This is a genomic window from Vibrio mediterranei, assembly GCF_900088415.1.
Taxonomy (GTDB): Bacteria; Pseudomonadota; Gammaproteobacteria; order Enterobacterales; family Vibrionaceae; genus Vibrio; species Vibrio mediterranei.
In genome coordinates this window covers 42,248-65,647 of the sequence record NZ_FLLQ01000007.1, presented here as the reverse complement: position 1 = coordinate 65,647, position 23,400 = coordinate 42,248, and the positions used below count along the sequence as shown (strand labels likewise).

Sequence of the window (23,400 nt, the reverse complement as noted above, 5' to 3'; positions counted from 1 at the left end):
TTGTGGTCTGCATAGCTGGCTACATTTTCCCTATGCTGAAAACATCCGAACTTTCTGATTTCTCATTTTACGTCGCTATCGTGTTATGGGGCGTGGCTGGTTTAGCTTGGGATGGAGGAAGAATAAGCCGAACCTATGACGTCGATGTTGTGTCACAAAAGATCAGAGCAATGGTTAGAGACCATAATCTTGAAGCTGAAAAACATAAGCACTATCGACAAAACTACTCTTTTGGTTTTTCTTTATTTGTTGCAGGCGTTTTCCCTCTGCTAATTTCCGCAACTCTCGCTTGGTTAAATTAAAAAGTAGGTAATAATAACGTGGTGAAAATATCTTTAGTTGAACTCGAACAGGTCCTACCTATTCGTCAGCAAGTTCTGTGGCCCGATTTACCAATAGAGAGCTCGCTGGTAGAAGGAGATAACCGAGCGATACATATCGGTGCATTTGTGGATGATAAGTTGGTCTGTGTTGCTTCGATATTTATCGATGGTAATCAAGGTAGGTTACGTAAATTTGCAACGCTTCCTGATTACCAAGGTCAGGGTATTGGCTCACAGGTCATCGAGTTTGTCTTGAACATGCTTGAAAGACAAAATATTGAGGTGTTTTGGTGCGATGCGAGGGAGTCTGCGCTGGATTTCTATAAAAGATTTGGAATGGTTATTGAAGGGGACATCTTTTACAAAAAAGGCGTGGCATACAAAAAGGCGTCGTTAGTTTTATCAACGCCATGATATGAGTAGCAGCACTGCGTTAGTATTGAACACGTTAGCGACAAATATCTTTGACTGCCATATTTGAGTATCTCTTTTGGCGATTCTACACTTTGATAAAACCTACCATGGGTGTAATCGATGGAAGCATTAAAAGAGTGGCGAGTAAACTGCCCGTATTGTGGAGAGGCTTTTGAAACATCAATCGACTGTTCCGTTGATGAGCAAGAGTATATTGAAGACTGTTATGTATGTTGTCGACCAATCTTGTTTGAGGTCACATTAGACAGTGATGATGTGTTTGTAACAGTAAGACACGAGAACGAAACATAACTTGAAATTCAATTAATTACGCGTTACAAGATAACCTCTCCTCGATAAAGGATTGTGAGGTTTACTTGGATGTAACGACTTTTTTGACAGGCTTTTCCTTGGGTCTGTCGTTGATACTTGCAATTGGTGCTCAAAATGCGTTTGTTCTAAAACAAGGGCTAAAGAAACACTATGTATTTGCCGTGTGTTCTGTATGTGCAGTTTCTGATGCCATTCTCATTTCTGCGGGTGTCGGCGGCTTCGGTGTCATTATTGAGCGGTTTCCGCAAATCGAAATAGTAGCTCGTTATGCGGGGGCTGCTTTTCTTACTGTATACGGGATCCAAAGCTTGCGTTCTGCTTTCAACAGCAAACATCAACTCGACCCTGAAGGGGATTCAAGTGCAAGTTTGCTAAAAACCATTCTGATTTGTTTAGCGCTAACTTGGCTAAACCCACATGTCTATCTAGATACCGTTGTTTTGCTAGGCTCTATTTCTACCCAATATGCTCCGAATCAGTTCTCTTTCGGGCTCGGTGCCGTGATGTCTTCCTTCGTGTTCTTTTTCTCCTTGGGGTATGGTGCTCGACTGCTAACGCCTATCTTTCATAAACCAATATCATGGAAAGTATTGGAGCTCTTTGTTGGTGCTATTATGTTATCCATCGCCCTTAGCTTGGTTTTGTAACCTAGCTAGATATCGTCAATTTAAACAGGGAAGAAATAATGTCTCACCATGCCGCGCAATGTCATTGCGGAAATATAACTCTCCGTTTTGCCAACTGGCCGGCGGATTTAACAAGTTGCAACTGCTCTGTATGTCGTCGTTATGGGACATTATGGGGCTATTATGAGCCTGATTCGGTGACAGTTTCAGTTTTACGTCAACCTACAACGGCGTATCAATGGGGTGATGGTTTTATCGACTTTCACCACTGTCCAGAATGCGGATGCGTGACGCATTACACTTCAACGGATAAATCGCCAACCCAGAAAGTTGCTATCAATTTCAAAATGGTGACCCCAGAAGAGATAAGTACCATACACATTCGCTATTTTGATGGTGCAGATAGTTGGAAGTATCTTAATGATTAGATAAGGATTTCGATGAATAATACCAAACTAAGGTTTCAGGATATTACCTTACGCAAGGCGTCAGCCGAAGATCTAGAACCGCTTTATCAACTTATGACGGCTGACGAAGAGTGGACAAAATACAACGGCCCTTACTTCGGTTATGTTCGGCCAACACTATCCGAATTTAAGCAGCAACAGTTCCAAAAGTTCCTAGATGGTAACACAGGCTTGGTTATAGATTATTTGGGGCGAGCAATAGGCAGTGTTAGCTACTATTGGGAAGATAAAAACACGCGTTGGCTTGAAGCTGGTGTGGCCATTTACGACTCATCACTTTGGGGTAGGGGTATCGGGTTGAAAGCGCTGATTCCATGGGTGGAGCATCTTTTTGCAACATTGGAGATCGAGCGAGTAGGCTTTACTACTTGGTCTGGAAACCCTGGAATGATGCGATGTGCCGAGAAGCTTGGAATGACGCTAGAGGCAAGGCTGCGCAAAGTTCGCTATTACTTAGGTGAGTACTTTGATTCGATAAAGTACGGTGTCTTGCGTGAAGAGTGGCAAGACCTCTACAAGCGTTGGTTGAGTCGAGACCGAGTTTACTTGTTTGATTGGGGTGACACTCTAATGGTCGATGACCCTACACAAACTGGAAAAATGTGTGATTGGTCAAATGTTGAAGTAGTTTCTGGTGCCGTGGAGTTGTTGTCAGCGCTTTCTAAGCAGTATCCCATTTATGTTGCGACCAATGCACAAGATTCTAATGAAATCGATATAAAACAGGCATTTGAACGTGGTGGTTTAGCTCAATACATCACAGGCTACTTCTGTTTTAACAATCTTGGCGTTTCTAAAAATAACCCAGAATTCTATCGGCTCATCGCAGGCAAGTTAGGTATTCCGGCAAACAAGTTGACGATGACCGGCGATCAAAGGGACAAGGACATAGTACCCGCTAAATCCGTTGGTTTAGTCACCAACTGGCTTAATTCGAGTGGTGTGTCCGACCCGTATGATGTTGGCTTCGCCTCGTTGCTTGAGATATTAGATAAAGAGGTGAAGGTCGAGTAAACCTCTAAGAGGCTTGAATCGTTGAGATTAGCTCTTCAGCTTGGTCGAGGTAGCTGCCCCCAAAAAGGTTGCAGTGATTGAGCACATGATAGAGATTATAGATGTGTTTTCTATACTCGAACATAGGCTCAATGGGCAGTACACTTTCATAACCGTCATAAAATTCCTGCCTGAAACCACCAAAGAGTTCTGTCATAGCGAGATCGCACTCTCGATCTCCCCAATAACTGGCGGGGTCATAACAGATAGGCCCAAAGGCTGAGTTAGCCACATTGCCGTTCCAAAGGTCGCCATGCAGCAAAGAAGGTTTAGGGTTATGGCCAGAGAGCTGCTCGTTGATAAGGGAGACAAACTGGTCGATATCGGTAAAGCTGATTTGTTTCTCTTTAAGTAGCTGTAGTTGCCAGCCTATACGTTGTTCAGAGAAAAAGCGGGACCATTTTTTATGCCATTGATTAGGTTGTAAAGTAGCACCAATATAGTTGTCTTGATCAAAGCCAAATTCGGCTTGTTCACCCCATTTGTGCAGTTTTGCTAACTCAATTCCAAACTGATGACTGGCAGTACTCACGTCTAAAGGTTTGACAGGGATGTAATTAAGAATGATGAACGCGCATTCTTTAGTTTTGCTAATTAACACCACCTCGGGTACATGAACCGTATTAGTGTCACGGAGCGCTTTGAGGTTATCCGCCTCAATCTCAAATTTAGCAAGGAAGTCTTTGTGATTGGTTTTCACGAAGTAACGCTGATCACCATCGCTAATCATATAGCATTGGTTAATATCGCCACCGCTCATTTTGACACGTTCTTTGATAGAAAAGTTGAACATGAGTGCATCGGATAGCTGATCTGAAATCGCTTGCCACATAAGTTACTCCCGTCTGCCAATCTATGGCTAGTGTAGAACAATATTGACTACATAACATACTGCCAGCGCACAGAATCATTGACGTGCAGCGCGATTTTTCGTACTAGTTCTTACAAACGTGAACTAGGTTTGCTATGTTTAAGTTCTTGTCATTTAAACAATTGCTAGGAGTTCAGTCGTGGTTGTAGATACTGACGGCTATCAGGCATTAATCGAACATCTCGCCATGAATCTTGATGTATTCACTTCAACTTCTGGAGATACGGGCGAAGAAACAATAGAAGATGTGTCCACGGACATGGTCGCGTCCAACATTATGGTGTTGTTTGAACAAAACCCAGAACTTCATTCAAGTGTGCGATTTAAGTTGCTAAAAGAAGTAGATTTAGTGATTCAAGACTTAGAAGAAGTATTGGCTGGAGTTTGGAACAAGCCGGCCACCAATGAGCAGGTTGCATTTCTTGAAGAGTATATAGCGTTAGTCAAAAATCTTTTTGATACTGCTGTTGCAATATATGATTAAAGAAATTAACAAAAGGATCGTTCCCTCTCAGGATATTTTATTTCTTTGAGAGGGAGGCATTCTATTACTGAATATTTCTAAAATGCCAAAATGTTGATGCCCAATAAGGATTGTCAAGTCGAGAAAGGACCACACCTTTAGATGTTGAGGCATGCATAAATGTATTCCCACCTAAATAAATACCTACGTGTCTAGTTTTTCTTCCCGTTTTAAAAAACACTAAATCTCCGCTTTGAGCATTATTGTAAGCTACTTTGTGACCTATTTTAACTTGCTGCGCAGTGGTTCTGGGTAAGCTAACAGCATAAGCATCTTGATAGACAGCCTGTACAAATGCCGAGCAATCGACTCCAGAATAATTGGTGCCACCAAGTCGATAAGGAACGCCTTGCCATTTCTTGTATTCAACCAAAAATGGTGCATTTTCAGCACTTCTATAATTAACTTGTGTGTGTGGTGCTTGGCTTGAACAAGCCGTCAATAATGCCACTATACCGTATGGAATCAATAATTTAACAATTTTCATCTGTCACACTGCTTACATTTATGTGTAATAAATATGTCATTAACGGCCTCTACCATTTCCGAATAATTTTATACCAAATTAACGGTTTATACTATTTATCCGCAAAATTTGGTCGCAATTTTACGATTGATGCAACGGAATCGCTATGACATCGTCAACACAACGAAAACGTCCAACCTCAATAATTCACTCACTCAGCGCAATATTCATTTTAATCTGTATCTTCTTTATTGCTCTAAGTTGGCTAAGTTCAAGTGGATTAACACAAGTAAAACATCAATTCGATAATTTATCGGATCGCGTACTCCCTCTGGCAATGAATAATGCAGCCTTAACACAAGATACGTTGGAACAAGTAAAGTTACTGAACTATGGAAGCCAGTTATCTTCTGAGGCAGAGTTAAATGCTATCCAGGAACGTATCGCGCTGCTGACTAGCCTTAGTGAAACCCGGGTCAATAGTCTGTTCGAGATTGCAAAAAAGATAGATGGTGCCGTGACTCAAGATCAAAGAGCTCAACTCAGGGAAAAAATAGCTGAATTGCAATCCGTTACTGAGTCCGTATTGGCGTTTCAGTCTCAACTCATTGCAATGAAAGGTCGTATAGATAAGCAAGTGACGGGATTCCGTTATGGGTTAAGTTCTATTGGCCCTGAAATGAATCGTATTAGCCTAATTCTGTCTCAAGACAATCCATTGTCTTCAGATGCGGCGAGTCGATTTATTGCGAGTGCTAGCTCAATGGAGAGCACGTTCTTAGTCATGATGATGCAAGAAGAACTGAGTAAAGCGAAAAGTGAATATCGTGAAATGCGTAATCGAATCGCTGGAATCAACCTAGCATTTGCAGACTTCTCTGATTGGCACCCTGAAGTCAAAGAGTTTGCCAGTCTTATTGCACCATATGAAATGGTTCAGGACGGATTCAAACAAAGTGGTGTACTAAGTCAAATACTCGACAGGCTAGAAGTGGTTGAAAAGCAAAAAGTGGAGTTGGAACGTGCTGTTGTGATAGCCGATGATACGGTACAACTCCTACAGCAAATCTCTGATACTGCCTCGACACTAATAAAAGATAGTCAATCCGTAGTGAATCATACTCTTGATACAACCTCACAATGGTTAATTGCTGCTACAACATTTCTAATTGCAACAATCGTCGTAATCTTCTTCTCTCTGCGTCGATGGATAAATCGACCTTTAAAGAACATCATCTCTCAATTGAAAGGGCTCACAGAATACGAACTAACGGGCAAAGTGATGCTAGCGGGGCCTGCTGAAATGCAAGATATCGCCAGAAAGTTGAACCAAGTTATCGAGTCGACTCATGATTCGATTGAGGTGGTAACGAGAAACTGCGAAACACTCTATCAAACGGCGGAGATAAGTCACGGTGCGGCAGAGGAAACTCGTCTGAGTTTGCGTTCACAAAACGCCTCCCTAGATAGCATGGTGACAACGGTTACAGAACTGGAAGCATCGATTAAGGAGATAGCTCAAGTGACGACTGCGTCGTTTAACGATTCTCAACAAGCGGATAGTTATGCCAACCTTGGTTTGGAAGCGGTATCTGACAACCAAGAACGACTTCATATGTTGGATACGACGTTAGGCAACAATGAAGCGTCAATGACTGAGCTAGATGGCAAAGTGAAGCAGATACAAGAGATGGTGGATATGATCAGTGGGATTGCAGATAACACTAATCTATTAGCATTAAATGCGGCTATTGAAGCTGCAAGGGCTGGCGAGAAGGGCAGAGGCTTTGCTGTTGTGGCGGACGAAGTTCGTAAACTCGCTAGTGATACTTCTGCACAAACCACAAACATTCGACAAATGATGTCGGAGCTCATCCAAGCAGCCCAAGACTCACGTCAATCGGTTGTCGAGTCACGCAAAGAAATGTCTTTTGCTTTGGAATCCAGCGAGCGAGTAAAAACGTCTTTTACTGACATCGCCCATTCAGTGAATCAGATACGTAACAGGGTAGAGCAAGTTTCTGTGGCTACTGAACAACAAGAGCGTGCCACGGCAGACGTGGGCCGCTCAATCGTTCAGGTTACTGAGCAAGGTGAACATTCGAGCATGCAGTTGGAGTCTATGGTAGAAAGTGCTGAGCAAGTAGCGGAAATTGCGGGCCACCAGCAATCGATGTTACATAAATATCAATTGAACCAAGCTTAGTTCTACTGAGAATGGCTAGCGTCGTTCTCATCGTTCCTAAAAGGTTGGGTAAGCAGTTTGTCCAACCTTTGTTCTTTTGGCTCGACAAAGGCTGGAATACCGATTACCACGCCATCATGCCCCAACTTAGGTTGAGCACGATAAGTTCCAAACCAGATGTCCCAGATGGATAGAAAGAAGCCAAAGTTGGAATGAGTTTCTTTGACGATTTCCGAGTGATGAACACGGTGAAAATCCGGTGTTACGATAACTTTTCTCAGCAAGGCATCAAACTTCAAAGGCAACTTGCCGTTGCTATGGTTAAACATTGCACTGGCATTGAGTACAATTTCGAAAATAAGTACTGCGATTGGAGGTACGCCTAAGGCAATAACGATCACTATTTTTATCCACATGGAGAGGATGATTTCAATAGGGTGGAATCGAGAACCTGTGGTGACGTCGATATCCCGATCAGCGTGATGCATTCTATGCAATCGCCAAAGGATTGGAACGCGATGAAAGACTATATGTTGAAAGTAGATTGCTGCATCCAACAGCACTACGCAAAGTGGGGCAATTAACCATGAGCTCACTTCGAACTGGTTAAAAAGCCCAATACTATGTTTCTGAGCAAAGAGTGCAGCTTCTATGGCAAGAAGTGGCATGACTAAGGCGAGAATTAGAGAGTTAAGGCCAACTAGGCTGAGATTGTTAATCCAACGCAAACGTCGTGTCCTTGTACGTTGTTTTCTAGGTACACACCATTCCCACACCGCACAAATTATGAGTACAGAGAGAAAGATCGACAATCGAATAGAGTCACTGTGTTCCATTGAATAGGGTTTCCTTTTACTTACAAAGTGTACCAGAGTAGAATCCCGCCACCTTTCGCTAGAATACCATGAAAATGAGACGTCACGCCTTCCATAAAATGTACGATGAGCGCCTAGCCGCGGCAACTAAACCATTTAATGCTCGTGGAGCGAAAGTCATACGTTGTAAAAGCTGCCAAATTGCGCAACAGTATTGTATTTGTGAGTACCAGCCAAAACCGAGCAATGACTTTGCAGTATTGCTGTTGGTTTCTGATGCGGAAATTCTGAAGCCAAGTAATACAGGCCGCCTGATACTTGATACGGTCGAAGAAGGTTATGCGTTTCCTTGGCATCGAACTGAAACTCAACCAGAACTCCTTGCACTGCTAAAAGATGAGACCTATCAACCCGTCATAATCTTTCCAGAAGATTATGTTGATGATAAAAAGCGTTTAATCGACCAAAACCAGTTCGAAGTAGAGGGAACTAAGAAACTCTTGTTTATCCTTTTGGATGGCAGTTGGCGTGAGGCTAGACGTATGTTTAGAAAGTCACCATATCTCAATCAGTTCCCTGTGTGTTCGATTAAGCCTGATGCTTTATCTAACTATATGATGCGAAAGTCAGAGAACGAAGATCATCTTGCTACCGCAGAAGTTGCGAGTATTGTCTTTGAGCAATTCGGGTCATTGCGTCATTCGATGATATTGAGAGAATGGTTCGCGGTTTTCCGCGAAAGTTACATGTTGAGCAAAACGCGTCTCTCTCCAGATTTGTCGCGACCAGCACTGAATAATTTCATAGGTCTAATAAAAAACGAGAACTCGCTCTAAAGTTCCAGTTCTAATGTGATGGCTTGTTGAACAAGCAGTTCGAACAAGGGCATAAATCCGCTCTACGTCACGGTTTGAGGGGGTAGGGATATGGATAATGCCAACAGTTATCTATTTTTTGCCTCAAGTTGAGGTTAGCAAGGAGAGTTGCATGTATTACGGCTTTGATGTCGGTGGCACTAAAATTGAATTTGGTGCATTTAATGAAAAACTTGAACGCGTTGCGACAGAACGTGTACCTACACCAGGCGATGATTATCCGCTACTAGTAGAGACCCTAGCAGGTTTAGTGGCTAAGTACGATGCAGAACTTGGAACCGAAGGTAAAGTAGGTCTTGGTCTGCCTGGTATGGAAGACGCTGACGACGGAACTGTACTCACCGTAAACATTGCATGTGCGAAAGGCAAACCTCTGCGTAGTGACTTAGAAGCGAAGATTGGTCGCGAAGTGAAACTTGAGAATGATGCAAACTGCTTTGCATTGTCTGAAGCATGGGATGACGAACTGAAAGATGCTCCATCTGTAATGGGTCTAATTCTTGGAACTGGCTTTGGTGGTGGGTTGATCTACGAAGGCAAAGTGTTCTCTGGTCGTAACCACGTAGCCGGTGAACTAGGTCATATGCGACTGCCTATTGATGCTTGGTTCCACCTTGGTGAAAAAGCGCCGCTTCTTGATTGTGGCTGTGGTAAGAAAGGGTGCTTAGATAACTACCTATCTGGACGTGGATTCGAGCTACTTTATGCAAATTATTACGGCGAAAAGAAGAAAGCTATCGACATAATTAAAGCACGTGAAGCCGGTGACGCCGATGCTATTGAGTTTGTTGATATGTTCATGGAACTTTTGGCTATTTGTTTCGCTAACATCTTCACGGGCAACGATCCGCATGTGGTTACTTTAGGTGGTGGTCTATCTAACTACGACCTTATTTATGAAGAAATGCCTAAGCGTATCCCTAAATATCTAATGTCTGTGGCGAAGTGTCCGAAAATCGTCAAAGCGAAGCACGGCGATTCTGGTGGTGTTCGTGGTGCAGCATTCCTTAACATCAAGTAGAGTTGATTGGATTGAAAAAAGCGACCAGAAATGGTCGCTTTTTTGTTACTTGCATTAAGCTGAAAATCAGTGACTAACTAGCATTGGGCAGTGTTCTGGTAAAACCAATTGGATTGTGTTCGGCAGCACACAAAACTCGATATTGGTAGCTTCGATAGGTTCACCATCTAAATTTACAGGCATGATACCATCGGAAATCCATTCAATGGTTTTTACCTGATTACGTTTAACGAACGTTCCACTATAACCATCATCTTGCATCAACTCCTCAATTACGGCAGGGATATCGCTGGGGGTGAATTCCTCAAGCGACACCACATCTAAATAGCCGTCGTTGATAAAGGAGGTTGGAGAGAGCGCTTGGCCACCACCGGCCATTCTCCCATTGCAAATAGCGCCGACAACCACATTGCTTGTGACAGTTTGACCATCAAACTTCACCGTGCCTTTAAAAGGTTGGAAGTTGATGGCTTGAACGAGGCCTGCGAGCGTGTAGGCTCCTCCGCCAAGGAAGTTTTTTAGGGCAATAGGTGTGTTTGCTGTAACTTGCGCACCAAACCCAGCTGTAGCGATATTCACAAAGTGACGGTCATTCGCTCTCGCTGCATCAACTGGCTTAGACGTTCCCGAAACAGCTAATAGCAAGGCATCGTAAGCAGAATTGGTTGGGATGGAGCAGGCGGTCGCAAAGTCGTTAGCGGTTCCAAGTGGCAAAATCGCAACTTCCATTGTGGTGATATTGTTTTTTAGAAGTGCATCGACTACTTCGTTTATGGTTCCGTCGCCACCTCCAGCAATGAGCCTAGAGACGCCTTGATCCGCCGCTTCTTGTACTAATCTTTCAATATCGCCTCCTTCCCAAGTCACACGGACTTCTATAGGGTAACCTTCACCACGGAGTTGATAGATGGCTTCTCTAATATCATCTTGAGCAGCTTTCTTTCCGTTAAGTAGGAGGCGATAAGTCATATTTTTTCCTTAAAACAGTATGTTATCTAGTCAACACAATGAAAACTATAGCACAAACTTTTCAATGGCTTTCGCTACACCGTCATCGTCATTACTGTCAGTAATATAGTCGGCAATGGATTTAGTTTCTGGCATGGCGTTCGCCATCGCAACACCTTTACCAGCGAATTTGATCATATGATGGTCATTTTCTGCATCACCAAAACACATGGTTTGTTCGTACGGGATATTTAAGTGATCGGCAATAACTTTAACACCTTCACCTTTGTTGCTTAAAGGGTTCAAAAACTCAAGGAAGAATGGGGCGCTTTGTACAATGGTATAGTCGTCGTGGTAGCGCGCTGGGATTTTACCGATGCCCTCAGTTAGTTGAGCTGGCTCACCAACAATCATCGCTTTGATGATCTCGTGATCATCCTCTAGCTTATTAAAATCATAGATGGTGATATCTAGCTTATTGATCTCAGCTTCGTGGTCGGTGTAAGGATTCGCTTCTGTAGCAATCAAACCCAATTCGCGGCTAAAGGCATGGCAATGCAGGCCGAGCTGTTTCGCTAGGTTCGCTACTTCTTTAGCGCGACGACCATCGATGATTTGTTGATGAAGTATGTCACCTGATACTACCTTCTGTACAAAGGTACCATTGAAATGGATGACATAATCTTCTTCACCGTTCAAACCAAGCTCATTAAGGGCATCTAACATACCGTTGAGAGGGCGACCAGATGCAAGCACCACTTGGACGCCTTGTTGTTTGGCAGATTGGATAGCTTGTTTAGTACGCGGAGAGATTTTTTTATCAGATGTTAGTAGGGTTCCATCCATATCGATGGCAATGAGTTTATACACGTTACTTACCTAAAAAAGAAATAAATCAAACGCCTCTAGGATATGAAAAAGCGCGTTACACTACCAGAGATTTAGTATGACACTTTGTATTGAATTTCTTGGTCGCATCCTTTAAGGTCTGCTCATCTTATATAATTGGCATGATTTGATGAGTAATACTCGATTTAAAATCAACGAGATGTTTGAAACCATCCAGGGTGAGGGCATGTTTACCGGCGTCCCGGCGGTATTTATCCGACTTCAAATTTGTAACGTAGGCTGTTCGTGGTGTGATACGAAGCAGACATGGGATGCGAATAATGAAGACCAGCGTTCGTTTGGAGAAATCATAACTAAACAAGGTGATAGCCCTACGTGGAGCGATGTCGACGCAGCGGAAATTGTGGCTATGTATCAATTGCAGCAGTTTAACGCAAAGCACATTGTGATTACTGGAGGCGAGCCTTGTGAGTATGATCTAACCGCGTTATGTGAAGCCTTTGAAGCCATTGGATGTCGTTGCCAAATCGAGACCAGTGGTACTTCAGAAATAAGAGTCACGCCAGCAACCTGGGTTACGGTGTCACCAAAAGTGGCAATGAAGGGAAAACTTCCTGTACTTTCCTCGTCGTTAGAACGTGCTGATGAAATCAAGCACCCAGTTGCGACGCAAAAAAACGTCGACCAATTAGATGAGCTATTACAGGGTGTACAGTTAAAGAGTGATGTGGTTATTGCACTTCAGCCAATCAGCCAGAAGCCACGTGCAACTGAATTGTGTATTGAAACTTGTATTCAGAGAAATTGGCGTTTATCAGTTCAAACACATAAATATTTAAGTATTGCTTAAAGGGCGAGGAGATATTGATGAAAAAGGCAGTAGTCGTTTTTAGTGGTGGACAAGATTCAACAACTTGCTTGGTCCAAGCACTTGAGCAGTACGATGAAGTACATGCAATTACGTTTGATTATGGCCAACGCCATAAGCTAGAGATTGAAGTAGCGGAAGCATTGGCAAACAAACTCAACGTAAAAGCACACAAAGTTATGGACGTTAGCTTGCTCAACGAGCTTGCGATTAGCTCATTAACTCGTGACGATATTCCTGTCTCGCACGAGCTTCAAGAAAATGGTCTGCCGAATTCATTCGTGCCGGGTCGCAATATACTGTTTCTGACACTGGCGGGTATTTACGCCTATCAAATCGGCGCGCAAGCTGTCATTACCGGTGTATGTGAAACGGACTTTTCTGGCTACCCTGACTGTCGAAATGACTTTATCAAAGCTATGAATAGCGCTCTGGTGCAAGGGATGGACAGGGAGTTTGATATTGTTACGCCACTTATGTGGTTAGATAAGGCAGAGACATGGGCGCTGGCTGATAAGTTTAATGCACTACCGTTAATACGAGAAGAGACGTTAACCTGCTATAACGGTGTTATTGGCGACGGTTGTGGAGATTGTCCGTCGTGTGATCTTCGAGCGAACGGACTGAATCATTATTTAGAGAATAAGTCCCAAGTCATGGCTTCTCTGAACGAGAAGTCAGAATAAAAAAATAGAGGCTTAAAGCCTCTATTTTTTCGTTTACTTAGCGGTTAAGTACAACTTAGCGATAGCTGATGGTTCCATTTCCTTACCGTCTAGCTGACTGTTCCAGTTGGTACCGATTAGCACACCATCTTCATCGAGAGTTAGTAGCCAATCTTCTACAAAGATATCAAGTGGGATGTGTAACACTTCAAAATCAGCCCACTCTTCAACGTTGTGTGTTTTTGCGTCTTCCTCAGACGACCAAAACGGCATAACTTCTGTGTTTTCGAACTCAGTAGAATCGCACGCTAACCAACCATCTTCATTACGCAGGCCCCAAACAAGCTGGTTTTGGGTGGTTTCCTCAATAAACAGGTTAAGGTTTTGTTCGATATCTGAAGTTAATTTACTCATCACTTTATACTCTTAATAAGAATTGCTACAAGGTTAGCATGAGATACCGAATATCTAAATGAAATAAAACAAAAAGAGCGCTAATACATAGCGCTCTTAGTTTAACTGAGTGAAGAGTGAACTATTTACCGATAGTAGTAAAGATAGTCCATTCTTTTTCTACTTCACCTTTATAACCAACAACGGAAGCAACCACTTTTCTGTTCATCGCATGTGCAAACTCGGTATCACCAAGCTCTTCTGGCTGGGTATCGCCATAGCCCACAATAGTTAGGCGTTCTGGGGCAATACCGTTGTTGATGATCGCTTCACGAACAACCTCAGCGCGATTCTTCGAAAGTACCAAGTTCTTCTCTGGGTTACCAACAACACTCGCATAGCCTTGAATTTCAATAGTGGTATCTGGGTATTCCTTTAAGAAGTCTGCCATTTGGCTGATTTGTGTTTGGAATACTGGCTTGATATATGTTGACGCGTTATCAAACAAAATTCTCAACGCCATAGTATTCGACACGTCGACATATTGTTCACAACCATCGTTATCTAACGCAGCGCCCTCCGGAGTTGCAATACATAAGTCGCGGGCATTAATAACGCCATCACCATCATCGTCGATTAAATCGGCTTTTTGATCGGCAAGTGGAGTTGCGATGTAGTCGTATTTATCATTTTCAGGAGTTGTTGCTGATGCAAAAAGCGGCAGAGAAACAAGGCCACATAGCAGTAATTTGGTCTGTAGTTTCATATTAATACTCCACCTTCTCGTTCCACTCTTTTGGAGTGTCAACTCGTAATGCTGCAAGTAAATCACCAGTAGCATTCATCACTCGATAGCGAGCAAATTGCTCAGCGTATTTAGCGTCTAAATATCCTTTACGAGCCTCGAACAGTTCGTTTTCGGTGTTAAGAACATCAAGAAGAGTACGTTTGCCTATCTTGTATTGTTTTTGGTAAGCAACAACAGTGTCAGAAGCAGAGTCTACGTGATCGGACAAAAATTCGCGTTGTTGAATGGTGAACTCTAAACCTGTCCAAGAGAGTTTTAACCCTTCTTCAACCATACGGTAGGTTCTGTCACGAAAATCTTTGGCTTTGTTGAGTTGGTATGCTGCAGCTTCAGTGCGATCGGAATCCGAGCCGCCATTATATAAGTTGTAACGCATTCGAAGCATAGCGCGAGTTTCATTATCGGTACCGATATTACCACCGGCATCGTCACGCCAGTTATGGCCCGCATCGATATAGAAGGTAGGGTAGTTAACCCCTTTAGTTTGTTGGTATTGAAAACGAGCAGAGTCTACATCCACCTGAGAGACTTTGATTACTGGGTGATGTTCCATGGCGATTTTTAGTGCGTCATCTACGGTTGGTGGAATAGCAACTTCATCAGCTCTAGGATATTTGAGGCCTAAGGGGGCTTGCCCTACTAGGCGTTTAAACTGCGTATGTGTATCGAAAAGGTTGTTCTGCGCGGCTAGTAAATTACCATGAGCTTTTGCAATACGAGCTTCGACTTGTGAAAGGTCTGCGGTTGAACCAATACCTGAATCAACACGCTTTTTAATGTCTTTATATATTTTCTTGTGTACTTCTAGATTAGCTTCAGAGAGTGCCAATATTTCGTAGGCTTTGGTCGCGTCGAGATAAATCTGAGCAACTTCTAGCGCAATGTCTGAGGCATCAGCGAGTAATTGGTATCTTACAGACTCTGCTTCCGCAGCAGTTCGATCCATATCGTTTAATGTCTCGTTACCATCCCAAATTAATTGAGTAAGACTAATACCAACTTCCTTTCTAGTTAAGCTCTCGTTTCGACTATTCAAAGAGTTTTCACGGTCATAGTCCGTTCTTTCGTAGCCGATACCACCGTCCAAATCGACTTTAGGTCGATACGCACCCACAGAAGCTTCTGCGTCATATCGTTTACTGACGTATTCATTATAAGCGGCTTTAATATCAGGGTTGGTAGCAAGTGTGTTTGCTACGGCTTGCTCTAATGTTTGACTGCTAACCGGAAGGCTAAGGGCTACAAAACAAGCGGCTGCTGTTAGAGTGAACCTGTTCAATGTTATTCTCCTTAATCCTTGGCTAGACGAATTGCTGATTTTTGGTTTTGAGCTCGCAAATTCATCACTTCTACTCACTACTATTTATTCGAGTCAAGTCATAAACTTAGGTAACGCACCATAGAATTACTATAGCGCACAACCTTGTTCTTTCAACCTAGCTCGATCACACCTTGAACCTAAAGAGGGATAGGTTCAGGCTAGATGTTAGCTTTGTTATACATTGCCACATACTATTGAAAATAGTAGAGAAATTCGTTAATTCAATTAGGGAAAAGGAAAAATGTCTTATTTTTGAGACAGTTCAATCAAAAAAGCCATTCTTTTCGAAAAAAGAATGGCTTAGAAAATGTCATAGAGTCTTGACTCTAAAGTGCTTTGGGTCTAAAGAACTTTACAAGCAAACCCTTTCAAGTAGAAGCCTTCCGGGTAAGCGGTATCTGTTGGGTGGTCTGCGGCTTGTTCAAATCGTTCTACAAACTTAACTGAACGGTTAGCATCTACAGCGGCATCTGCGATTATTTTTTGGAATAAGGCACCGTCCATTAACCCTGAGCAAGAGTACGTAAGAAGGGTACCACCTGGCTTCAAGATCTGCATTGCTAGCATGTTGATATCTTTGTAGCCGCGACAAGCGCCATTGAGCTGAGCTTTCGATTCGGCAAACTTTGGTGGATCCATGATAACCACATCAAACTTGGTTCCTTGATCTCGGTATTCACGCAATAACTTGAAAACATCTGCATTGAGGAACACTGCTTTTTTCTTTTCGGTGAAACCATTCAGCTCGGCATTGTGTTTCGCGGTATCAAGCGCCAGTTGAGAAACGTCGGCATTAATGACACGCTTGGCACCGCCTTTTAATGCATACAGTCCAAATCCACCGGTATAACTGAAGCAGTTTAGTACTTCTTTATCTTTTACATACTTCTGAGCTTGATAACGGCTATCCCGCTGGTCCAAATAGAACCCCGTTTTGTGACCGTTAATGATATCGACACTAATTTTTACGCCATTTTCTTCAATGACGACTGGTTTTGATGGTGTTTCTCCATGCAGTACGCCTGTACGTTCTTTTAATCCCTCTTTTTTACGAACCGATACATCAGAGCGCTCGTAAATAGAGCACTCTGGGAAGCACTGCGTAAGCGCTTCTACAAGAGAATCCTTTTGGAATTCTGCTCCAGCGCTTAGCAATTGGCAAACTAGGAAGTTTTCATAGCGGTCGATGGTAATACCCGGTAAGCCATCCGACTCTGCAGCGATTAAGCGATATCCGGTCAAGCCATCTCGTTCAATAATATCTTCCCGTAGTAACTGTGCTTGGTTGATACGGCTGACGAAAAAGCTAACGTCAATATCTTGCTTTTCGAAGCTCCATACACGTGCTCTAATCTGAGAGTTAGGAGAGTATGCGGCCTTAGCTAACCATTCGCCATTGCTAGCGAACACGTCGACTGTTTCGCCGAGTGACGGTTGGCCATCGACGTGAGAAATACCTCTAGAGAAAATCCAAGGATGTTTGCGTCGAAGTGACTTGTCGCGACCTTTAACAAGATGAATAGCTGGAGCCATGGGATGCCTTACGAAGTTGAAACAGAGAAAAGGTTGGCTATTTTGTGTGAAGATTCAAACAAATGCAAATAGAGTTCCGTTAACCTGACTTAGAAACTGTATAGATGAACTAAAATCAGCTTAGCACGCTGTTCATGCAGGAGAGAAGATATGACTCACATTTGTCAGAAGGTTGTCGTGAAAGGAATGGTTCAAGGAGTAGGGTTTCGTTACCACACTTGTCATGAAGGGTTAAAATTGGGACTGACTGGGTATGCTAAAAATCTATATGATGGTTCGGTTGAGGTGGTAGCGTGTGGTGATCAAATCAAAGTTGAAGCTTTGTTTGAATGGTTAATGCAAGGCCCAAGGACCGCAACGGTTGATTCGGTGACCAAAGAGCCTTGCGAACAAAGTACTGTTTACAGTGGTTTTAAAATTCTTTAAGAGCTTATAAGCACTTTGCAGGCTTTGGTAAACCCGCAAGTTTGGTAGCTTGCTTTGCCGGGCCTTTTTTGAACAGCTTGAATAGATATTTACTGTTTCCTTTTTCCGGACCATGCGCCTTTTCCATCGCTTTTACCAGCATTCGTACCGCAGGTGAGGTGTTAAACTCCTCATAAAAGTCGCGGACAAACATCACAACCTCTATATGGGCATCGGTCAATTCAATACCTTCTTCTTGCGCTAGAGTTTCGATCATTGCTGGTTCCCAATCTTGATGATCGAGCAAATACCCTTCGGCGTCGGTTTCGATAGCTTTACCGTTAAATTCAAACATGTTTTTGATCTTGTAATTGAAACACGTGGCAAGGTTAGCCTAGTTACACGCTTTTTTTCAAGAGTGGTAGGGCGGTTTTAATCAGTATTTAGATACAAAAAAGCCCAAGAACGTGTCTTGGGCTTTCCTTAACATCCAGCGACTTGATTAGTCGTCGTTCATAATACCTAGGATAGATAGTAGGCTGATGAAGATGTTGTAGATAGAGACATACAAGCTTACGGTTGCAGAGATGTAGTTAGTCTCACCGCCGCGAACAATTTGCTGAGTTGTAAGCAAGATAACACCGGTTGAGAACAGGATAAACATTCCGCTCATCGCTAGGTATAGCATTGGCATTTGTAGGAAGATGTTTGCAACCATACCTACCAATAGCACAACGAAACCAGCTAGTAGCATACCATTAAGGAACGATAGGTCGCGTTTGGTTGTTAGTGCGTAAGCTGATGCGCTTAGGAACGCTAGAGCAGTACCACCTAGAGCGGTCACAATAACATCGCCCATACCAGCGCCAACATAAGCGTTAAGGATAGGACCGATTGTATAGCCTAGGAAGCCAGTAAATAGGAACGTAAATACCAAGCCCATGCTGTTGTTGCGGTTCTTCTCAGTGAGGAAAAGCAAACCGTAGAAGCCAACCAGCATAATAATCAAACCTGGGCGAGGCAGGTTCATAGCCATAGAAAATGCTGCAACGACCGCAGACCAAAGTAGCGTCATAGATAGCAGCGCGTAAGTATTTCGCAATACTTTGTTAGTTTGCAGTACACTCGCTTGAGATGAACTGCGAGATACCATAGGATCGTTCATAATCTTCCTCATAGATGATTGTCTTTACTTATATGACTATTTATGGGGCTGTTTGTTCGAAAAATCAAGTCCACAAATACAAGTCATTGAACAAAATCATAATAAAAATAATTGGTTAAGTGTGTAGTAAGTTGTAACACGATATTTCTACGTTGCAAATGGCAAAACAATGTAAAAATGGCGACTTAAAAAAGCCGCCATTTATCATCCAGAGCAATCAGTGATGAAGTATCTGACTCAGGAAGTTTTGCGTTCGATCTGATTGCGGATTTTCAAAGAAATCAACAGGATTGTTCTCTTCGATTATCTCCCCGGCATCCATAAATATCACTCGGTCGGCAACCTCTTTTGCAAAACCCATTTCGTGCGTTACACACAGCATGGTCATGCCTTCCTCTGCGAGTTCTACCATTACGTCCAGTACTTCTCTAACCATTTCTGGGTCGAGAGCTGACGTTGGCTCGTCGAACAACATAACTTGCGGGTTCATACACAACGAGCGAGCGATAGCTACGCGTTGCTGCTGTCCACCAGATAGCTGACCAGGATATTTGTCAGCTTGATCTGGGATTTTAACGCGCTCAAGATATTTCATCGCAATGGCTTCCGCTTCTTCTTTTGGCATCTTTTTGACCCAAATAGGAGCAAGCGTGCAGTTCTCCAGCACCGTGAGGTGAGGGAATAAGTTAAAGTGTTGGAAGCACATGCCCACTTCACGTCGCACCGCCTCGATGTTTTTCAGGTCTTCAGTCAATTCGTTACCAGAGACAAAAATGTGTCCTGCTTGATGCTCTTCTAATCGGTTAATACAACGAATCATCGTTGACTTACCTGAACCAGAAGGGCCACAAATTACGATTTTTTCACCCTTTTTAACGTCAAGGTTGATATTTTTCAGTACGTGAAACTCGCCGTACCACTTGTTCATGTCCTTTAACTGGATCATGTAATCTTCTTGTTGCGTCATAATACGTCCTCGAATTTCCGTTTATCGTTTGTGACCGGTATGCAGTTTGTTCTCTAGCCAAATCGAGTATCTCGACATGCCAAAACAGAACACCCAGAACACTAACGCGACAAATACATAACTTTCCGTAGCAAAACCAAGCCACTCGGGGTCGGTGTTTGCGGCTTGACCAATACCCAGTACATCAAACATACCAATGATGAGTACTAGACTGGTATCTTTAAATAAACCGATGAAGGTGTTTACGATTGAAGGAATGGTAATCTTAAGTGCCTGCGGTAGCACAATAAGCCCCATTTTTTTCCAATAAGTAAGACCTAGCGCGTCTGCTGCTTCATATTGGCCTTTTGGAATAGCTTGTAGACCACCACGAATAACTTCCGCCATATAAGCCGCACTGAACATGACAACACCAATCAATGCTCTAATTAGCTTGTCAGTTTCTACACCCTCTGAGAAAAATAACGGTAGCATTACCGACGCCATAAACAGAACAGTGATAAGCGGTACGCCACGCCATACTTCGATATAGACAGTACAGATACTGCGAATAATTGGCATCTCTGAACGTCGACCTAATGCTAACGCCACACCAATAGGTAGAGAGACGATAATACCCACAAGAGCAATGATCAGTGTGACAAGTAGTCCACCCCATTTATGTGTTTCTACGACTTCAAGCCCAAACACACCACCGTATAAGAGACCAGCGGCGATGAAAGGATAGATGTTGACGAAGAACAACCAAATCCATAAACGTTTAGGCGTTCGCTCATAAGCAAGCAAAGCAACGAAAATTGCCAGTGTTGCGTAGAACAGGCGAGGGCGCCATAACTCAGCTTGAGGGTAGAAGCCATACATGAACTGTTCCCAGCGAACGCTGATAAACACCCAGCACGCGCCTTCTCTCGAACAAGCGTCGCGAGTAGTACCAACCCAATCTGCTTTGAGAATAGCCCAATCGAACGTATACCAAAGTAGAGAGAGAGCAAAGTAGCCTAAAACAATCGTTAGTAGAGAGTTGGCGGGGCCATTAAATAGATTCTTTCGTAACCAACCAACCACACCAACAGTATTGGCTGGAGGCGGAAGGTCCGGTTGAAATTGATGCTGTGACATATTACCTCTCCACCAATGCAACTTTCTTGTTGTACAAGTTCATCAATGCAGACGTCACCAAACTCAAGGTTAGGTAAACGGCCATAGTCATTGCGATGATTTCAATGGCTTGTCCAACTTGGTTTAACGTAGTACCAGCGAACACAGATACTAAATCTGGGTAACCTATCGCCATAGCTAAAGAAGAGTTCTTTGTCAGGTTAAGGTATTGACTGGTGAGTGGTGGAATGATGATCCTCATTGCCTGAGGAATAACGACCAGTTTTAATGTGCGAGATTTAGGTAATCCAAGAGACATTGCTGCCTCGGTTTGACCGTGGTTTACAGCATTAATGCCTGAACGAACGATTTCAGCAATGAAGGAAGCGGTATAGATACTTAAAGCAAGAGTCAAAGCCGCGAGCTCAGGAATAATACTGATACCACCTTTAAAGTTGAAGCCTTTAAGAACGGGGTACTCTGCCGTGATAGGCATGCCCATAACAAAAAATACAACAACAGGAAGGACAACGATTAAACCCAAACCAATGCGAAACATTGGTGTTTGTTGACCAGTAAGCTTTTGTTTGTTCTTAGCCCAAATATTAATAATGATGGTCGCAATAATACCGAGTATAAAAGCGCCGATCACCACGCTACTGCCTTCTCCAAACACTGGAGCAGGGAAGTAAAGACCGCGAACATTTAAGAAAATAGCTTCACCTAGGCTCATACTTTGACGAGCGGAAGGTAAGGCTTGAAGGACCGCAAAGTACCAGAAGAAGATCTGTAACAATAAAGGAATGTTTCGGAAAATCTCGATATACACTGCAGCAAATCGACTAACTAGCCAGTTAGAAGAAAGTCGAGCAATACCGATGACAAATCCGAGAACAGTAGCTAACACAATGCCTAGCACAGAGACTAGCGCCGTGTTTAAAAGCCCCACGAAAAAGGTTCGGCCATAAGAAAAGGTTTCGTCATACTCGATAAGAGTAAGACCGATTCCAAAGCCCGCTTCTTGGTTTAAGAAATCAAAACCCGTTGCGATACCTCGAGCAGCTAGATTGTTTAACGCATTGTTAACGATCGTATAGAAAAAGAGTCCTAAAGCGAGAACGGCGATAACTTGGAAAACAATAGAGCGGAAGGTGGGGTTGTATAGTAGATTTGCGCTTTTCGCAGGTTTGTTCTGCGGTGCGACTTGAGTCGTAGTAGGTTTCATACAGCTATAACCTCAAATCCTTTTAAAAAAAGGGCGGATGAACCGCCCTTATTTGAGCACTTAATAGTTATTAGCGGATTGGTGGCGCGTACATGAAGCCGCCAGCATTCCATAGTGCGTTTACGCCACGTGAGATTTGAAGTGGTGAACCTTCACCAACTGTACGCTCAAAACTCTCGCCGTAGTTACCTACTTGTTTAATGATTTGGTAGCCCCAATCATCACGGATACCTAGGCCTTTACCTTTAGGACCATCAACACCAAGAATACGCTTGATGTTTGGATCTTTAGATTTAAGCATTTCATCCGCATTCTTAGACGTGATGCCATATTCTTCAGCGTTCACCATTGCAGCTAGTGTCCACTTAGCGATGTTGAACCACTGGTCGTCGCCTTGACGAACTACTGGGCCAAGAGGCTCTTTAGAAATGATCTCTGGAAGAACGACCGCTGAACTTGGATCTTGAAGGTTTAGACGAAGTGCATATAGACCAGATTGGTCAGTTGTTAACACATCACAACGACCTGAGTCGAAACCTTTTGACGTTTGAGCTGCAGTATCGAATACTACTGGCTTGTATTCCATACCATTGTTACGGAAGTAATCAGCTAGGTTCAGCTCAGTAGTGGTACCTGATTGAACACAAACAGACGCGCCGTCAAGCTCTTTAGCGCTAGAAAGACCTAGATCTTTCTTAACCATAAAGCCTTGACCATCGTAGTAGTTAACACCAACGAAGTTTAGACCTAGTGCAGAGTCACGGTGTAGAGTCCATGTTGTGTTACGTGATAGTACATCAATCTCACCAGATTGAAGTGCAGTAAAACGTTCTTTTGCAGTCAATGGAACGTATTTAACTTTGGATTTGTCACCCAATACCGCAGCAGCAAGAGCTTGGCAGTATTCTACGTCAATACCTTCCCACTCACCTTTTGAGTTAGGGTTAGAGAAGCCTGGAAGACCAGTACTAACGCCACAGGTTAAAACGCCAGCTTTAGTGACTTTGTCGAGAGTGCCGTCAGCAGCAGATGCTGATGTACTCATCATTGCAGCAGATGCCGCTACTAAAGAAGCAATAAGAGTGAGTTTCTTTGCCATTGTGTATCCTTCCTGTTATTTCCGTGTAAATCAGGTCCAGCCTGAATACAATGTGCTAGTTATTGTTGTGTTGCATCATAAGTC

Annotated in this window: 28 protein-coding genes and 1 pseudogene; 14 read left to right on the top strand and 15 right to left on the bottom strand. The window is 43.2% G+C overall.

All coding sequences use genetic code 11. The annotated features are described in order from the left end of the window. Positions 1–32: 32 nt before the first annotated feature. The 7 genes and pseudogenes from VME0621_RS18965 (at position 33) to VME0621_RS26920 (ending at position 3,177) form a co-directional block, all read left to right on the top strand. Entirely contained in the window at positions 33–302 is a 270-nt protein-coding gene (locus tag VME0621_RS18965; protein ID WP_231892973.1) for a hypothetical protein, read from the top strand. A 21-nt stretch (positions 303–323) separates the two neighbouring features. Next, positions 324–737, top strand: a complete 414-nt coding sequence (locus VME0621_RS18960; protein ID WP_038222917.1) for a GNAT family N-acetyltransferase — start codon at positions 324–326, stop codon at positions 735–737. Between the two features lie 120 nt (positions 738–857). Continuing rightward, a complete protein-coding gene (locus VME0621_RS18955; RefSeq protein ID WP_006074186.1) occupies positions 858–1,049 on the top strand; it encodes a CPXCG motif-containing cysteine-rich protein in 192 nt (63 codons plus the stop codon). A gap of 65 nt (positions 1,050–1,114) precedes the next feature. Next, on the top strand, positions 1,115–1,717 hold the full coding sequence (locus VME0621_RS18950; RefSeq protein ID WP_062459732.1) for a LysE/ArgO family amino acid transporter: 603 nt from the start codon (positions 1,115–1,117) through the stop codon (positions 1,715–1,717). Positions 1,718–1,755: 38 nt separating this feature from the next. Next, complete coding sequence (locus VME0621_RS26310; protein ID WP_082795522.1) at positions 1,756–2,124, top strand: GFA family protein; 369 nt, start codon at positions 1,756–1,758, stop codon at positions 2,122–2,124. A 12-nt stretch (positions 2,125–2,136) separates the two neighbouring features. Beyond that, positions 2,137–2,703 (top strand): annotated as a pseudogene (locus VME0621_RS26925) (GNAT family N-acetyltransferase); the annotation flags it as partial. Continuing rightward, complete coding sequence (locus VME0621_RS26920; RefSeq protein WP_370736783.1) at positions 2,689–3,177, top strand: HAD family hydrolase; 489 nt, start codon at positions 2,689–2,691, stop codon at positions 3,175–3,177. The pseudogene VME0621_RS26925 and the gene VME0621_RS26920, both read left to right, overlap by 15 nt. Positions 3,178–3,181: 4 nt before the next feature. Here the strand turns inward: VME0621_RS26920 and VME0621_RS18940 are convergent, their stop codons facing one another. Further along, positions 3,182–4,048, bottom strand: a complete 867-nt coding sequence (locus tag VME0621_RS18940) for a fructosamine kinase family protein (protein ID WP_006074178.1) — start codon at positions 4,046–4,048, stop codon at positions 3,182–3,184. A 178-nt stretch (positions 4,049–4,226) separates the two neighbouring features. On the opposite strand from VME0621_RS18940, the gene VME0621_RS18935 reads away from it, so the two are divergent. Then, on the top strand, positions 4,227–4,571 hold the full coding sequence (locus VME0621_RS18935) for a DUF3802 family protein (RefSeq protein ID WP_006074176.1): 345 nt from the start codon (positions 4,227–4,229) through the stop codon (positions 4,569–4,571). Positions 4,572–4,635: 64 nt separating this feature from the next. Here the strand turns inward: VME0621_RS18935 and VME0621_RS18930 are convergent, their stop codons facing one another. Continuing rightward, positions 4,636–5,097 (bottom strand): NlpC/P60 family protein, encoded by a 462-nt coding sequence (locus VME0621_RS18930; RefSeq protein ID WP_062459735.1) that lies wholly within the window; start codon positions 5,095–5,097, stop codon positions 4,636–4,638. Between the two features lie 145 nt (positions 5,098–5,242). Here VME0621_RS18930 and VME0621_RS18925 point away from each other — a divergent pair, with 145 nt between their 5' ends. Continuing rightward, positions 5,243–7,282: a methyl-accepting chemotaxis protein gene (locus VME0621_RS18925; protein WP_062459737.1), complete on the top strand. Its 2,040-nt coding sequence runs from the start codon at positions 5,243–5,245 to the stop codon at positions 7,280–7,282. A 2-nt stretch (positions 7,283–7,284) separates the two neighbouring features. Here VME0621_RS18925 and VME0621_RS18920 read toward each other — a convergent pair whose 3' ends face one another. Continuing rightward, on the bottom strand, positions 7,285–8,097 hold the full coding sequence (locus VME0621_RS18920; protein WP_062459740.1) for a sterol desaturase family protein: 813 nt from the start codon (positions 8,095–8,097) through the stop codon (positions 7,285–7,287). Positions 8,098–8,165: 68 nt separating this feature from the next. Here VME0621_RS18920 and VME0621_RS18915 point away from each other — a divergent pair, with 68 nt between their 5' ends. Together VME0621_RS18915 and nagK are read left to right on the top strand one after the other, a co-directional pair. After that, positions 8,166–8,912, top strand: coding sequence for a tRNA-uridine aminocarboxypropyltransferase (locus VME0621_RS18915; RefSeq protein ID WP_172427886.1), 747 nt, complete (start codon positions 8,166–8,168; stop codon positions 8,910–8,912). A gap of 151 nt (positions 8,913–9,063) precedes the next feature. Beyond that, a complete protein-coding gene (nagK, locus tag VME0621_RS18910) occupies positions 9,064–9,972 on the top strand; it encodes an N-acetylglucosamine kinase (protein ID WP_006074168.1) in 909 nt (302 codons plus the stop codon). A gap of 66 nt (positions 9,973–10,038) precedes the next feature. On the opposite strand, the gene yegS is transcribed toward nagK, so the two are convergent. Both yegS and VME0621_RS18900 read right to left on the bottom strand, forming a co-directional pair. Continuing rightward, entirely contained in the window at positions 10,039–10,941 is a 903-nt protein-coding gene (yegS, locus tag VME0621_RS18905; protein ID WP_062459741.1) for a lipid kinase YegS, read from the bottom strand. Positions 10,942–10,986: 45 nt separating this feature from the next. After that, positions 10,987–11,790 (bottom strand): Cof-type HAD-IIB family hydrolase, encoded by an 804-nt coding sequence (locus tag VME0621_RS18900; RefSeq protein ID WP_006074164.1) that lies wholly within the window; start codon positions 11,788–11,790, stop codon positions 10,987–10,989. 148 nt (positions 11,791–11,938) lie between these two features. Here VME0621_RS18900 and queE point away from each other — a divergent pair, with 148 nt between their 5' ends. Continuing rightward, complete coding sequence (gene queE / locus VME0621_RS18895; protein ID WP_062459744.1) at positions 11,939–12,619, top strand: 7-carboxy-7-deazaguanine synthase QueE; 681 nt, start codon at positions 11,939–11,941, stop codon at positions 12,617–12,619. Between the two features lie 17 nt (positions 12,620–12,636). After that, a complete protein-coding gene (gene queC, locus VME0621_RS18890; protein ID WP_062459747.1) occupies positions 12,637–13,323 on the top strand; it encodes a 7-cyano-7-deazaguanine synthase QueC in 687 nt (228 codons plus the stop codon). Between the two features lie 33 nt (positions 13,324–13,356). Here the strand turns inward: queC and VME0621_RS18885 are convergent, their stop codons facing one another. From VME0621_RS18885 to VME0621_RS18870, 4 genes are all read right to left on the bottom strand, one after another. Next, the gene (locus VME0621_RS18885) at positions 13,357–13,716 is read right to left on the bottom strand and encodes a DUF2750 domain-containing protein (protein WP_062459750.1); all 360 of its coding nucleotides are present in this window, start codon (positions 13,714–13,716) and stop codon (positions 13,357–13,359) included. 121 nt (positions 13,717–13,837) lie between these two features. After that, a complete protein-coding gene (locus VME0621_RS18880; protein ID WP_006074157.1) occupies positions 13,838–14,461 on the bottom strand; it encodes an OmpA family protein in 624 nt (207 codons plus the stop codon). Position 14,462: 1 nt separating this feature from the next. Then, the gene (locus tag VME0621_RS18875; RefSeq protein ID WP_062459753.1) at positions 14,463–15,782 is read right to left on the bottom strand and encodes a TolC family outer membrane protein; all 1,320 of its coding nucleotides are present in this window, start codon (positions 15,780–15,782) and stop codon (positions 14,463–14,465) included. 384 nt (positions 15,783–16,166) lie between these two features. Further along, a complete protein-coding gene (locus tag VME0621_RS18870; RefSeq protein ID WP_062459756.1) occupies positions 16,167–17,357 on the bottom strand; it encodes a class I SAM-dependent methyltransferase in 1,191 nt (396 codons plus the stop codon). 150 nt (positions 17,358–17,507) lie between these two features. On the opposite strand from VME0621_RS18870, the gene yccX reads away from it, so the two are divergent. Further along, a complete protein-coding gene (yccX, locus tag VME0621_RS18865) occupies positions 17,508–17,783 on the top strand; it encodes an acylphosphatase (protein ID WP_062459759.1) in 276 nt (91 codons plus the stop codon). Positions 17,784–17,787: 4 nt separating this feature from the next. Here yccX and VME0621_RS18860 read toward each other — a convergent pair whose 3' ends face one another. From VME0621_RS18860 to VME0621_RS18835, 6 genes are all read right to left on the bottom strand, one after another. Beyond that, the gene (locus VME0621_RS18860; RefSeq protein WP_062459762.1) at positions 17,788–18,117 is read right to left on the bottom strand and encodes a TusE/DsrC/DsvC family sulfur relay protein; all 330 of its coding nucleotides are present in this window, start codon (positions 18,115–18,117) and stop codon (positions 17,788–17,790) included. Between the two features lie 147 nt (positions 18,118–18,264). After that, positions 18,265–18,927 carry a Bax inhibitor-1 family protein gene (locus VME0621_RS18855; RefSeq protein ID WP_038230452.1) on the bottom strand — a complete coding sequence of 221 codons (663 nt, stop codon included), beginning with the start codon at positions 18,925–18,927 and terminating at the stop codon, positions 18,265–18,267. A gap of 217 nt (positions 18,928–19,144) precedes the next feature. After that, positions 19,145–19,894 carry an amino acid ABC transporter ATP-binding protein gene (locus VME0621_RS18850; protein WP_031496112.1) on the bottom strand — a complete coding sequence of 250 codons (750 nt, stop codon included), beginning with the start codon at positions 19,892–19,894 and terminating at the stop codon, positions 19,145–19,147. Positions 19,895–19,915: 21 nt separating this feature from the next. After that, positions 19,916–21,013, bottom strand: a complete 1,098-nt coding sequence (locus VME0621_RS18845; protein ID WP_062459765.1) for an amino acid ABC transporter permease — start codon at positions 21,011–21,013, stop codon at positions 19,916–19,918. Between the two features lies 1 nt (position 21,014). After that, positions 21,015–22,217: an amino acid ABC transporter permease gene (locus tag VME0621_RS18840; RefSeq protein WP_006074561.1), complete on the bottom strand. Its 1,203-nt coding sequence runs from the start codon at positions 22,215–22,217 to the stop codon at positions 21,015–21,017. A 70-nt stretch (positions 22,218–22,287) separates the two neighbouring features. Further along, positions 22,288–23,316, bottom strand: a complete 1,029-nt coding sequence (locus tag VME0621_RS18835) for an amino acid ABC transporter substrate-binding protein (protein ID WP_006074559.1) — start codon at positions 23,314–23,316, stop codon at positions 22,288–22,290. Between the last annotated feature and the right edge of the window lie 84 nt (positions 23,317–23,400).

Excerpts from the sequence above, each read along its gene's own strand:
- VME0621_RS18965 (WP_231892973.1), top strand. The coding sequence starts at position 33 with ATGCTGAAAACATCCGAACTTTCTGATTTCTCATTTTACGTCGCTATC.
- VME0621_RS18955 (WP_006074186.1), top strand. The coding sequence starts at position 858 with ATGGAAGCATTAAAAGAGTGGCGAGTAAACTGCCCGTATTGTGGAGAG.
- VME0621_RS26310 (WP_082795522.1), top strand. The coding sequence starts at position 1,756 with ATGTCTCACCATGCCGCGCAATGTCATTGCGGAAATATAACTCTCCGT.
- VME0621_RS18940 (WP_006074178.1), bottom strand. The coding sequence starts at position 4,048 with ATGTGGCAAGCGATTTCAGATCAGCTATCCGATGCACTCATGTTCAAC.
- VME0621_RS18930 (WP_062459735.1), bottom strand. The coding sequence starts at position 5,097 with ATGAAAATTGTTAAATTATTGATTCCATACGGTATAGTGGCATTATTG.
- VME0621_RS18925 (WP_062459737.1), top strand. The coding sequence starts at position 5,243 with ATGACATCGTCAACACAACGAAAACGTCCAACCTCAATAATTCACTCA.
- VME0621_RS18920 (WP_062459740.1), bottom strand. The coding sequence starts at position 8,097 with ATGGAACACAGTGACTCTATTCGATTGTCGATCTTTCTCTCTGTACTC.
- VME0621_RS18915 (WP_172427886.1), top strand. The coding sequence starts at position 8,166 with ATGAAAATGAGACGTCACGCCTTCCATAAAATGTACGATGAGCGCCTA.
- nagK (WP_006074168.1), top strand. The coding sequence starts at position 9,064 with ATGTATTACGGCTTTGATGTCGGTGGCACTAAAATTGAATTTGGTGCA.
- yegS (WP_062459741.1), bottom strand. The coding sequence starts at position 10,941 with ATGACTTATCGCCTCCTACTTAACGGAAAGAAAGCTGCTCAAGATGAT.
- queE (WP_062459744.1), top strand. The coding sequence starts at position 11,939 with ATGAGTAATACTCGATTTAAAATCAACGAGATGTTTGAAACCATCCAG.
- queC (WP_062459747.1), top strand. The coding sequence starts at position 12,637 with ATGAAAAAGGCAGTAGTCGTTTTTAGTGGTGGACAAGATTCAACAACT.
- VME0621_RS18885 (WP_062459750.1), bottom strand. The coding sequence starts at position 13,716 with ATGAGTAAATTAACTTCAGATATCGAACAAAACCTTAACCTGTTTATT.
- VME0621_RS18880 (WP_006074157.1), bottom strand. The coding sequence starts at position 14,461 with ATGAAACTACAGACCAAATTACTGCTATGTGGCCTTGTTTCTCTGCCG.
- VME0621_RS18870 (WP_062459756.1), bottom strand. The coding sequence starts at position 17,357 with ATGGCTCCAGCTATTCATCTTGTTAAAGGTCGCGACAAGTCACTTCGA.
- yccX (WP_062459759.1), top strand. The coding sequence starts at position 17,508 with ATGACTCACATTTGTCAGAAGGTTGTCGTGAAAGGAATGGTTCAAGGA.
- VME0621_RS18860 (WP_062459762.1), bottom strand. The coding sequence starts at position 18,117 with ATGTTTGAATTTAACGGTAAAGCTATCGAAACCGACGCCGAAGGGTAT.
- VME0621_RS18855 (WP_038230452.1), bottom strand. The coding sequence starts at position 18,927 with ATGAACGATCCTATGGTATCTCGCAGTTCATCTCAAGCGAGTGTACTG.
- VME0621_RS18850 (WP_031496112.1), bottom strand. The coding sequence starts at position 19,894 with ATGACGCAACAAGAAGATTACATGATCCAGTTAAAGGACATGAACAAG.
- VME0621_RS18845 (WP_062459765.1), bottom strand. The coding sequence starts at position 21,013 with ATGTCACAGCATCAATTTCAACCGGACCTTCCGCCTCCAGCCAATACT.
- VME0621_RS18840 (WP_006074561.1), bottom strand. The coding sequence starts at position 22,217 with ATGAAACCTACTACGACTCAAGTCGCACCGCAGAACAAACCTGCGAAA.
- VME0621_RS18835 (WP_006074559.1), bottom strand. The coding sequence starts at position 23,316 with ATGGCAAAGAAACTCACTCTTATTGCTTCTTTAGTAGCGGCATCTGCT.